At 44.2% G+C, this 11,060-nt stretch carries 9 protein-coding genes; 3 read left to right on the top strand and 6 right to left on the bottom strand.

From position 1 onward, the window contains the following. Positions 1 to 34 precede the first annotated feature (34 nt). The 3 genes from HUB64_RS08040 to HUB64_RS08030 are packed head-to-tail and all read right to left on the bottom strand — an operon-like array spanning position 35 to position 4,081. Entirely contained in the window at positions 35 to 880 is an 846-nt protein-coding gene (locus HUB64_RS08040) for a hypothetical protein (RefSeq protein ID WP_173496764.1), read from the bottom strand. A 5-nt stretch (positions 881 to 885) separates the two neighbouring features. Then, the gene (locus tag HUB64_RS08035) at positions 886 to 2,496 is read right to left on the bottom strand and encodes a hypothetical protein (RefSeq protein WP_173496763.1); all 1,611 of its coding nucleotides are present in this window, start codon (positions 2,494 to 2,496) and stop codon (positions 886 to 888) included. Between the two features lie 22 nt (positions 2,497 to 2,518). Continuing rightward, positions 2,519 to 4,081 (bottom strand): OmpA family protein, encoded by a 1,563-nt coding sequence (locus HUB64_RS08030; protein WP_173496762.1) that lies wholly within the window; start codon positions 4,079 to 4,081, stop codon positions 2,519 to 2,521. 348 nt (positions 4,082 to 4,429) lie between these two features. On the opposite strand from HUB64_RS08030, the gene HUB64_RS08025 reads away from it, so the two are divergent. Both HUB64_RS08025 and HUB64_RS08020 read left to right on the top strand, forming a co-directional pair. Further along, complete coding sequence (locus HUB64_RS08025; RefSeq protein WP_131524297.1) at positions 4,430 to 5,173, top strand: DUF599 domain-containing protein; 744 nt, start codon at positions 4,430 to 4,432, stop codon at positions 5,171 to 5,173. 93 nt (positions 5,174 to 5,266) lie between these two features. Beyond that, positions 5,267 to 5,443: a helix-turn-helix domain-containing protein gene (locus tag HUB64_RS08020; protein ID WP_006082937.1), complete on the top strand. Its 177-nt coding sequence runs from the start codon at positions 5,267 to 5,269 to the stop codon at positions 5,441 to 5,443. A 318-nt stretch (positions 5,444 to 5,761) separates the two neighbouring features. Here HUB64_RS08020 and cyaB read toward each other — a convergent pair whose 3' ends face one another. The 3 genes from cyaB to cydD form a co-directional block, all read right to left on the bottom strand. Then, entirely contained in the window at positions 5,762 to 6,349 is a 588-nt protein-coding gene (gene cyaB, locus HUB64_RS08015; RefSeq protein ID WP_173242923.1) for a class IV adenylate cyclase, read from the bottom strand. A 91-nt stretch (positions 6,350 to 6,440) separates the two neighbouring features. Beyond that, on the bottom strand, positions 6,441 to 8,192 hold the full coding sequence (cydC, locus tag HUB64_RS08010; RefSeq protein ID WP_173496761.1) for a cysteine/glutathione ABC transporter ATP-binding protein/permease CydC: 1,752 nt from the start codon (positions 8,190 to 8,192) through the stop codon (positions 6,441 to 6,443). Then, a complete protein-coding gene (gene cydD, locus HUB64_RS08005) occupies positions 8,189 to 10,138 on the bottom strand; it encodes a cysteine/glutathione ABC transporter permease/ATP-binding protein CydD (protein ID WP_173496760.1) in 1,950 nt (649 codons plus the stop codon). Before cydD ends, cydC begins: the two co-directional genes overlap by 4 nt. A 279-nt stretch (positions 10,139 to 10,417) precedes the next feature. Between cydD and HUB64_RS08000 the strand changes: the two genes are divergently transcribed. Next, positions 10,418 to 10,936, top strand: a complete 519-nt coding sequence (locus tag HUB64_RS08000; protein ID WP_173496759.1) for a type II secretion system protein — start codon at positions 10,418 to 10,420, stop codon at positions 10,934 to 10,936. Positions 10,937 to 11,060 lie beyond the last annotated feature (124 nt).

Here is an 11,060-nt window from a genome sequence, read left to right as displayed (position 1 = left end):
CTATGACGTGACAACTTAATTAAAATCCCAGTCATTACATATCCGTCATTAATACGGGTTGACCAAAACCTTTAAGTTCAGCATGGGAGGACTCAAAATACTGTTGCCAAAACTGTTTCAACGGCAACATTACTTGACCGCCTCTAAATCCTTTTGATGTAGCAGGAACCCAACCCGCACCTAATACGTAAATATCTGCCTGCTTAAAATCACTCAACATGTTCGCTTTTTGTATTTTTAGCATTTCTTGCTCAGGTTCGATAACTTTTAAGGTATTTTTACTGTAAAAGCTGGTCACATCTGAATTTTCAACCATATCGGACACAAGTAACAATACTCGGCGTCCTTCGGTATCGGCAGCCACTTGCGGCGCAATAACCTGAGATAAATTACTGAGGATTTCAGTTTTAGGCAAATCCACATCATTAGGTTTAAAAGCATGTTTTATATGGGCATCAATTTTACTTCTAACGAACTGAGCCTGCTTGTTCATGCAATTATCAAAAGCCATTAGATTTTTCTTCGATACGTCATCCCTGTCAGCAATATCAGTATCCAGCCTGCCACTAAACAAAACATCGGTATAAAAATCTTTTACATAAGCACTAAAGCTAATGATGGTGATTTTATCCCCAGCTTGTAGGAAGAGATGCACTTTCTCATGAACTAACTGTTTAATATTTATGTCCGGAGAAAAAGTACCATCGATCGCCACAAACAAATGTCGGCCAGAAACTGTCTTTGCTGTTAGTGGATCAATTTTGGCAAACTCGTAGCAACTTTTAATATCATTTCTCTCAGCGGCCATCGCAGGCAAACACATAGAAATAGCTAAAGTGCCAAACAAGCCAGTAACCACCAACTTAGCAAGCTTTGTCATTCCTGTCATGAACTTAACTCTCCAAGTATCTCTTTGCGTAAACGATCGCGCATCTGTTCTTCCGTTTCAACAACCTTTTTTTGCTGAGTTATTTCAGCAAGCAGCTCTTGTCGAATACGTTGTTCAGCTTGTTCTGGCGTTTCGGCCTCTACAGCCTTTTTAGCATTAGCTTCAGCAACAAGCTCGGCTTTCAATCTTGCTTCCATCGCCTCTGGTGCTTCGGAAGTTTCTACCTCAACAACATGAGACGTTGCCACCACAGCGGCATTTTTCATCGCCTGATGGCTGGCTAATGTTTGATGCTCACGTAAACGTACAGATTGATCATATCGATTTTCGGCATTACCTAAATCTTCCATATACGTCAGGAATGAACGCTCACCACAGGCCTCTAACACCTCTAGCACCTTAGGATCTTGGCAATTAGTTTCGGCTTTTTGATTCATTCTTTGCTGCAAGTTAGTTAGGCGCTTCTGGGCCACGCGCGCGACTTGCTGCTTTAAACGAGAATAATGCGTCTTAAACTCACGCTCACTTTTAAAGTTGCCAATTTCTTTGCGCGCATCTTTAGAATGTTTGCCAGCAAATCCGGTTTTAAAACCAATCAAAATACCGAAAATCTGTAATAGGATGAATAAGAAAGCAAGAAAAATAAAAGTTCCCCAACCGCCTTTCTGTTCACGATCCCACACGTCATCCTTTGCTTTATCACCTGCACTTTTAGACTCATCGAGTAAGAGTGCTGGAGGTGCTTCAGCATAGGGGTCTTGTTCTTGATACAATCCACTCGTTTGCTGAATATTAACTTCATCAATGTGCATTTTTTCAAGCACTTGACCACGCACATAGGTTGCCAATACTGCAATCACTAGGATCGCAATAGCTGTAACCGTAGTAATGAAATAACGGGGCTTAACCTCTGCGTTAGTAGAGATCCGATTAATAAGTTGCTTATATTGAGGCTCATTATCATCCTCAAAGGTTTTATCTAAATTAATGCGAGTATTAGGTGCCAGTTCTGGCGTCGATTTGTCGCGGTTTTTAGCATTCTTCCACCAGACCTTGGCCTTTTTAATGAGCGAGTTAGCATGCAGCTCATGTCCAGTAAAGTGAGTTAAACCTACCAGTAAAACCGAGATGATGAAGGCGATACCCACAGCACCTTGCTGCTGTAGTTTTTCCGATGCTCCGGGAATCGTGAAACCTGAAAGAACGTAACTAAATCCCATTGCTTCAACAAACACTAAAGCGGCAATCAATATCCACCCCAAAATATGTAAGTTGTTACGACCATTTTCGGTCACTTTACCTAAATAGTCTTGGCTTTTACTGAAAAGCTCCTCGTCCTTATTCACTTTCTCATAATGAGCGGCAAAATCAGTACACAGTGCGACTTCAGTATTCAACCAATCCTTATCGTAAATCTTAACTTGGGTTTCATAATCTTTCGCTAAGCGACTCTCCTTACCGATTATCGGAAAGGCATACCATGTATTAAGCCACCAGAAACTGACCTTATCCCACCAAACCGTAATAATGACCACTAATACCATCAACGAAAGTAACAGCGACACTAACGTGCGATACTCATTAAATAACATAGACACAAAATCCATTTACCGCTCCTAAGCACATTGCTTATAACAATTTGGGTTCAAAATCGGCTTCATAAACCGTTTTATTCTTCTCGTAGTACAACTTGCCAGCAATCGCGGTCGCTGAACGATCGATTGGCATCACCACATCCATACAGCGCACAGGAGAGTCTTTTTCCGTTGTAAAAACTCGATATAACAAGCCTTTATCACCATAATAAGTCTCTACATGGCTCGTAAGCTGATAATTTGGATCATCTTTACTTGAACCTTTGTAATTCTGCCAAATATTCACTTTAGGCGCAGAAACAGCAGTGCCACTGTCCTTAATCACAGCAACAGGGGTCAAACCAATATAATGGCCATTCACTTTATAACCCCAAGCAGTACCATTCATACCCGGTAAATAATCTGCTGTGTTGTAATCCTTACGATTATAGCTCTCACCTGTGGCTAAACTCTTCACGTCCCCCGTGACTCTCGGTCCCTCAACGGCGCAATTTAGGCTAGAGACTTCAGATGCATACGCCTTGCTAAATAATGCAAAACCGCTCTCTTTTTTAGCGCCAACTAACTGGGCAAAGTTTGTCGATGGGTCGAGCATTTTCTTACCACCAAAATCTATCAAGGCTTTTTGCAGTTTCACTGGCTCAAGTAACTTGACGATTTCCGACTCCGTCATTTGTATTTGAGCTGGTTCAAGGCGAGAAGTGCTCGGTTTAGTTGGCTGAGTTGTAGGCTGCTTTTCCACTTGATTAGTAGGCTTGGCTGCTGCCACTTTATCCTGCGATCGGCGGGATAAATAACTCAAATTTGCCTTCTGTTTGTATGAATAAGCAAGTAATTGATCCGGTTTACCGTCAATTTCAATAATTTCTACTCGACGATTTTTTGCTTTGCCAGCGTCATCACTATTAGCTGCAACAGGCTGTGACTCCCCTGCACCTTGGAAGAATAATCGCTCAGTCGGAATGCCAGCTTGATTAAAGAGGGTTGCCACATAACGCGATCTAGCTTCGCTAAGCTCTTGATTTAACGATTCAGCACCACTGGCATCTGTATGACCTGTAATCAAAATGTTTTGTTTAGAGTCTTTATAGATAGCGGCGAGTTTTTGAAACTTTTGCTTAGCTTGTGGCGTCGCCTCTGAAGCTCCAGAAGCAAACATCACTTCACTATTACTCGAAACTGTCGCAGCCATACCCACAACTTGATAATTAGCGTACTTTTCTGAATCTTCCTTCGACATGGTTTGTTCGGTTGAACTGATCAGTAAGCTACTTTGTTGTTCATCTGATGCTTTTGAAGCGCTGATTGAAGTAAATTGAATATCAAGATTTTCTGTTTTCGCTAACTGTTCTAATGCTTCGCGTTTTTGCTGAAAATCATAACCAACGGTACAACCAATCGCAGCACCAGCGGCACCGCCATAAAGCATACCTTCATTACCACCTAAATAATTCCCAATCAATACACCCAAACCAGTACCAATAGCACAACCAATAACAGTTTCTTTATTATCTTCAACAGATTGAGTGATGGCACAACTGCTAAGCGCTAATACGCCAGCAACTGCGAGCGATATGGATTTCAAATTTGACTTCATAGTCATCCCTAACTTTTTAAAAATTCAAAATTGAATTTTAGATGCAATAAATTAAGTTAAGGATTAGAAGGAATTAGCCCTAAAAAGTCAATCTAAAGTTGATACTGATGTAACCAAAATATTAATTAAGACTGAAATTTGTGAGCAACTTTATATCGAAGATATTTAAGCGACTGACACATGAGTTGTCATAAAACAGTTTTATCCTAATGTGAAGTCACAATCACTATGCAAAAAAATCATTACTGGGAATCGTTTCTCAGTTGCACCAAATCTTTCATAGACCTCATAATCTGCACATGACTAATCTCTCTCTTTCTCCCCATATTACATTTTACTAAGGTGGCTATGACATTTTCGTTGTTAGATATTTCTGCATTGGTGTGGTTTATCGTTTCTTGGGCTGGCTACACCGCCTTTGCCCGTAGCAAGGCGAGAGATACCGACTGTATTGCCCGTGGTCTGCATAAGCATAGAATTTACTGGATGCTTGAGGTGATGACGCGCGGTGTGCGCGTGGGTGATGCGGCGCTACTGGCCAACCTTGAGCGCAATATTGCCTTTTTTGCCTCGACCACGCTGTTTGTGCTCGCAGGTGTACTAACCTTATTTGCGCAAGTTGAACGACTAGAAAGTGTTATTGCCACCATTCCCTTCGCTACGCCACCGAATCATGCGCTGGTGCAAGTCAAGTTAGCTCTACTAGTTGGCATTTTTGTAATGGCCTTCTTCCAGTTTACTTGGTCAATGCGCCAATACGGCTTTGTGAACGTGATGATAGGCGCGGGTCCTCTGGACACCGATGGCTCAAATGACAATCTCAAAGCCTATGCAAGACAAATGGCGACAGTGCAAGATCAAGCGGCACACTCCTATAACTATGGTTTACGCGCCTATTACTTTTCAATGGCGGTATTGTGCTGGTTTGTACACCCGATACTTTTTATCTCGGCCAGCTTATTTGTGGTCGCAACCTTATATCGCCGCGAGTTCAAGTCCCGTGCCGTTCTGGCGATCACGGCAGCAAAAGGCCATCTCCAAATAGAGAGCCAAGTGCGGGAAACCGCCCGCAACCACAAAATAGAATCATAGCCTTGGCGGTTTAGGCCGCTGGCGTCATCTTGATTGGAATTATTGTTCTATACTCTTTGGGTTATGTTTCTATTGAATTACTGGGAGAGTGCCATGAGCGATAACTTATTAACCTTAGATGAAGTGTGCAAAATGCTAGATAAAACACCAGCGACCATCAAACGTTTCGCTCGGGAGAATTTACTCTCAAGTGTTCAAGATGGTGACGAATTAAAATTCCCTGAAGCGGAAGTTAAACGCTACCTCGCCTTTTCACAACGCTTAGGCTAAAACGCATCAAGTAACTAACGGCAAATAAAACTGAATAATCAGTATGTAAGCCGTTTGAATTTGAATTTGTAAAGGTGGTTTGAATTGAAATGTGATACTCGAATTAAAGTACGCTGCTTAAGTTTAAGTCGTCGATAGCGAGTTAAAACAAACGGTGAATGCGATATGGACAGTGAAGCTCAAAGGGATTTGAACTTAGCCATAGCGGTTTGTTGCGAAGGATTGGTTAGGCAAAATCTAGCGGTGTAAACCATAAAATTTAAGCGATGAAACTTTAAGCTATTAAGCCTCAAGCTGTTAATCCAAAAGATTGAACCATTACTTATTATTTAAAGCCTGCTGCAACTGCCGATAGGATAACCACTCTCGCTGCACTTCACTTAGGCCTAAGTCAGCGGCGAGTTGTTGTAATTGCACTTCATATTTAGGCAATAGGGTTTCATCATTGGTCATAATCGCGAGTTCAGCAAAATCCCCTAAACCTTCGATATGATCGATTGTTAGATGAAATTCACCCAGAAAATAGATACTGCGGCGCTTTTTAATTTCCAGTACAGACTCATAGCCTAAGGTCTGCAGCATACTTTTTGCTTTTGTTGCTTCAGTGATATTAACGGCTTCACAGCGGTCTTTTTCTGGCCCTTTCACTATCCACAGCATTATCCCCGATGGCTGCATCTCACGGATACACAAGCTCTTGTGCTCACCTTTAAGTGACTGTGATGGCAGATCAAAGTAACAGTCATGCTCAAGGTTATCTTCGAGCATGACCTCGGGATTTCTCATTTGTAAGGCAACGAAAAAAGCGTAGCGATCCAGTAAGCGGTATTTAAGCTCGACCTCAAACTTACCATTAAAATGGGCATTAATTTGTGGGGCTAATGCTTCTGGCATCGCAGGGTTCATAGATTCATATCCGCTTTTAATGAGTAAAATATATCGCTATTTATAATATTGAGCGCCAACGTCTTAATTCTAAAAGATTAAATCCAAAACCTTAAGCGAGTCTTTGGTACAAGGCCTGATACTCCACACTGTCTTCAATTAAGCTCTGGTGAGTACCAGACGCAATAATCTTCCCCTGACCGAGTAGATGAATTTGATCCATCTTCGCCATAGCAGTTAAACGATGGCTAATCATAAGTAAGGTTTTATCCTGAGCAAATTCAAACAGTAAACTTAAAATTTCCCGCTCGGTGCGTTTATCTAGCCCTTCGGTTGGCTCATCTAGCAATAACAGCGGTGCATCACGCAGCAGCGCCCTAGCAACACCAATACGGCGCTGCTCGCCGCCCGAAAGCTGACGTCCACCTTCACCTATCCACATATCCAGCGGCTTATCACCCGTGAGTAAAGCCCCAAGCCCAACCCGCTGTAACACATCAATCAAGCGTGCGTCGTGGGCCGTGCGTTTCTCGCCTTCGATAACAGGTAGCGCTAATACTAAGTTTTCCCGCAATGTACCCGCAAACAAATAGATGCGTTGGCTAATCACAGTAATAGCATCCCTAAGACCGCGCTCGCTGTACTCTGAAAGTGCATGACCATCGAGTTTGATGTGCCCTTGCTGCGCTTGCCATTCGCGGGTAATCAGCGTCAATAAGCTCGACTTACCGCAACCCGTTGGCCCAAGTAACGCGACTTTTTGCCCGGCTTTTATCTCAAGGGACAAACCTTGCAGCACGTTTTGATCGTCTCGATAACCAAAGTGGATACCTTCAATCTGTAATGCGCCAGACTTTGCCCTCAAGCCAGTATCGACAGCAAATTGAATATCGGCCTTTTGTTCGGTGATTTCATTAATTCGCGTTGCGGCCAATACGCAACCTGACAAATGCTGAAACGCGCCCGCGATCGGCATCATCATCTCGACGCAGGCCATAGTCGCAAACACCATAAGTGCAAACATGGGCCCCGGCGGCACGGCATCACCCACACCTTGAGCGGCTAAATACAGCATCATGATCAAGGCTGAGCCCGTGGAGAGGATCAACATGGCTTGGCTGAGTGCAGTAATATTGGCCATCGCGCTTTGGCTGCGAAACAGCTCTGTCTGCGCATCATTCAGTTTTTGCCTGAATCTGTCGTTCGCGCCAAATAGACTGAGTTCGGCTTGGCCTTGCAACATATCCAGCAACTGCACCCGATAATGACGCTTGGTTTCGAGCATAGTTCGGCTTGGCGCGTGTCCAAGGCGATAAAATAGCAGTGGCATCTCCAGCCAAACAGCGACTAAGAATAAGCAAAGACTGAGAGCAAGTTTGGCATCGAACCAAGCAAGAAACAGATACAAGAGCCCCGTCATCAGAAGGGATGCCGCCATAGGCGTGAGCAGTCGCAGGTAAAGATGATCGAGGGTATCGATATCGGCCACTAAGCGATTGAGCATGTCGCCACGGCGTAGCCCCTGCAGATTTTTAGCACTTAGCGGCAAGAGTTTACGCCACGCCCAAACACGAAGCTCAGTCAACAACTTAAAGGTTGCCTCATGGGTCGCTAAACGCTCGCCATAACGACTAGCGGTTCGGGCAATTGATAAGAAACGTACCCCGCCAGCAGGAGTGAAAAAGTTAAAGGACTGCGCCGTGACTATCGTCAAACCTGCAACAGCAGTAGCGGAAAGAAACCAGCCCGAAAGTGACAGTAAACCTATGCCCGCCATCAAAGTAATAATGGTCAGCAGCAAGCCCACGGACATCATCAACCATTGACGCGAGAACAATCGAATAAAGGGGATCAGCACTTTCATTGGGCATCTCCTTTAGTGGACTCGGCGGCAATGTCGAGTGGAGCGTCACTATCAGGCTGCGTCTCACTGGCGCTTGCCGATAACGGTACAAGTTCAATATCAGCCACGGACTCAACATTTTCACGCAGTAAAGTTTGGAATAAGCCGTTTGTGTTAGACAAAGTGGTAAAGTCGCCCCGCTGTACTATCAAGCCTTTATCGAGCACAAGAATAGTATCCATTTGATCTAACTGATCTAATCTGTGGGTCACCATAATGCACATCTTACCCGCCATGGCGCGATTCAGCGCAGAACTCACCGCCTGCTCACTCTGGCTATCTAAACTAGCTGTGGGTTCATCGAGGACAAACAAACTCGCCTGCTGCCCAAGCGCCCTTGCTAAAGCAATACGTTGAGCTTGGCCGACGGATAAACCGGAAGATTGCTCACCGACCGGCGCATCTAAACCCAGTGGTTGCGCCTTAACGAAGTCACTGATATTGGCCTCAGCCAGTAAGTGCCACAGCATATCGTCGGGCAGAGTAGGGTCGGCTAAGGCAACGTTATCCCGCACAGTGCCGTGAAATAACTGCGGTTCCTGTCCAAGCCAAGCTAAGTGCTGTCGCCAATGGGCTAAGTCTAATGCGGATAACTCATGGCCATTAATCAACAAATGGCCCTTGTAGGGTAAAAATCCCAATAAGGCGTTGAGTAAACTGGTTTTACCCGCTCCGCTCGGACCAACTAAAGCTAAGCGTTCACCCTCTTTTAACTCAAAACTCAGTGGGCCAAGTAAACGCGTACCATCAACACTGAACACCTCAAGATTGTCGGCACTCAGCGTCTCTATGCTATTGATACGGACGTGGCCGAAAAACTCAGGTTCCGGATGTTCGAGCAAGGTAATCAAGGCTTCTGCCGCGCCTATAGCCTGCGCCTTAGCATGGTAATGAGTCCCCATGTCGCGCAGCGGTTGATAAAACTCAGGAGCTAAAATCAGAATAAATAGCCCAGTAAATAGGCTGAAAGGAATACCACCCATGTCAGGAGCTGTACTTGAGCTGATATTGGCATGGGCGCCATAGTAGCCAAAATCTAAGTGACCTAAGTAACTAAAACCAAAGTAAACCGCCAAAACAGCAATCGATACCGCGGCAAAAAACTCTAAGACTGCTGAGCTTAAAAAGGCCATGCGTAGCACAGACATAGTGCGGCTACGAAACTCTTCTGAAGCACTCGCGATCACCTTAAGCTCGGCATCACCACGGTGAAAAAGTTTCAACGTGCTTAAGCCTTTTAATCTATCCATAAAATGGCCGCTCAATCTTGCAAGCGCACTGAAGTTTTTGCGATTAGCATCGGCAGCGCCCATGCCAACTAAGATCATAAACATAGGGATTAATGGCGCTGTGAGTAACAGGATTAAGCCTGCCGCCCAGTTAATCGGGAATACCGCCGCTAAAATGAGTACGGGAATAAAACCTGCAAGGCTGATTTGTGGGAGATATCTGGCATAAAAATCTTGTAAATCTTCGACTTGCTCTAAAACTATGCTGGCCCAACTCCCTGCGGGTTTACCTTTAATAAATGCTGGACCTAGCTTAGTCAACTTGTCCATCACTGCCGCGCGAATATGGCCACGTAGACGCTTACCCGCCTCAAAACTGGCGCGCTCACGCCCATAAGCCAGCAAGGCACGCAGTAACATCAAGGCAATTAACGCAATAAAATTAGGAATATAGGTATCAATACTCACGCTGGAACTGATCGTTTGGGCATTGTCAGTAAGCGGTATAACTTGCCCTATGATCACGCCATCCAGAATCGTCGCGATAATATAAGCCTGCGCCACCATAGCGACGGCGCTTATCATCCCAAGCCATAACGACAATTTAAGGAACAGGCCACAGGCTTTTTTCTGGGCTTTAAGCCAAACAAGAAGGGATTTTTCTAACGACTTATCCATGGTGCTCCAACAAGAAAACAATTAAGCGACTCGTAGCGGGGATCGACTATCGATAACAATTCAGTTTAAGGGGCTTGCAACAGCTAAAAAGTTCCGATAGGGACGCAGTATCGCAGGCATCTACAACAGATGAAACCCTATCACAGACTTTTGCTAGCGGACTCACAAAAACGAGCTAAAGATAAATAAATCTAGGAGTTAACGGAACTTTACCTAGTACTAGCCTGATTTTAAAAACTTAGGTAGCATGAAGCTCTTTGTATTAAATGTCCTCTATCTATGCCAAATAAAAATGCTGGTTTCACCCTGATTGAACTCGTTGTGGTTATTATTATTCTTGGCGTATTAGCCGTAGTAGCTGCACCTAAATTCATTAATTTACAATCAGATGCCTATAAGAGTCAGCTCTCAGGTGCACTGGCTTCGATGAAATCCGCCGTCACTTTATTCAAATCAAAGTCGGAAATTGCTCACAGCGGCACCACGAATAGAGTCGTTTACGACGAAATCCGTGGCGAAAACTATCAGCCTTGGGCTGCCAGCACCAGCGGTATAACGCCAAGTACGGCTTACACGACTCCGCCAGAAATTTTTAAAGCGGCAGGGCTAAATGTGAATGAGTGGTCCTATCGAATTTACACCACCAACGGCACCTATGAAGTTATCGCCACACCAAAGCAAAAACTGAACCTTGCCACGCCCACAGAAGCGCAAGTCGAAGCGACAAATTGTTATATCGACTATAAATGGGAGACAACGGGCGTCCCCACTTATAAAAAAGTCGACACTGGTTGCTAGGCGACCTTAACGATAAAATATCTATAGAAAAACAGCGAGTTAACCTGATGTTATCTCGCTGTTTTATTTACGCCCTAAACTCATTTTGTTGTTAATGCTTACGTTTACAATTAAGCATTTTTAA

Origin of the sequence: Shewanella sp. ISTPL2 (genome assembly GCF_013283205.1) — a bacterium.
GTDB lineage: Bacteria > Pseudomonadota > Gammaproteobacteria > Enterobacterales > Shewanellaceae > Shewanella > Shewanella oncorhynchi.
This window is presented reverse-complemented; position numbering and strand designations above follow the sequence as displayed.

Excerpts from the sequence above, each read along its gene's own strand:
- HUB64_RS08000 (WP_173496759.1), top strand. The coding sequence starts at position 10,418 with ATGCCAAATAAAAATGCTGGTTTCACCCTGATTGAACTCGTTGTGGTT.
- cydC (WP_173496761.1), bottom strand. The coding sequence starts at position 8,192 with ATGAAAGTGCTGATCCCCTTTATTCGATTGTTCTCGCGTCAATGGTTG.
- HUB64_RS08030 (WP_173496762.1), bottom strand. The coding sequence starts at position 4,081 with ATGAAGTCAAATTTGAAATCCATATCGCTCGCAGTTGCTGGCGTATTA.
- HUB64_RS08040 (WP_173496764.1), bottom strand. The coding sequence starts at position 880 with ATGACAAAGCTTGCTAAGTTGGTGGTTACTGGCTTGTTTGGCACTTTA.
- cyaB (WP_173242923.1), bottom strand. The coding sequence starts at position 6,349 with ATGAACCCTGCGATGCCAGAAGCATTAGCCCCACAAATTAATGCCCAT.
- HUB64_RS08025 (WP_131524297.1), top strand. The coding sequence starts at position 4,430 with ATGACATTTTCGTTGTTAGATATTTCTGCATTGGTGTGGTTTATCGTT.
- cydD (WP_173496760.1), bottom strand. The coding sequence starts at position 10,138 with ATGGATAAGTCGTTAGAAAAATCCCTTCTTGTTTGGCTTAAAGCCCAG.
- HUB64_RS08020 (WP_006082937.1), top strand. The coding sequence starts at position 5,267 with ATGAGCGATAACTTATTAACCTTAGATGAAGTGTGCAAAATGCTAGAT.
- HUB64_RS08035 (WP_173496763.1), bottom strand. The coding sequence starts at position 2,496 with ATGGATTTTGTGTCTATGTTATTTAATGAGTATCGCACGTTAGTGTCG.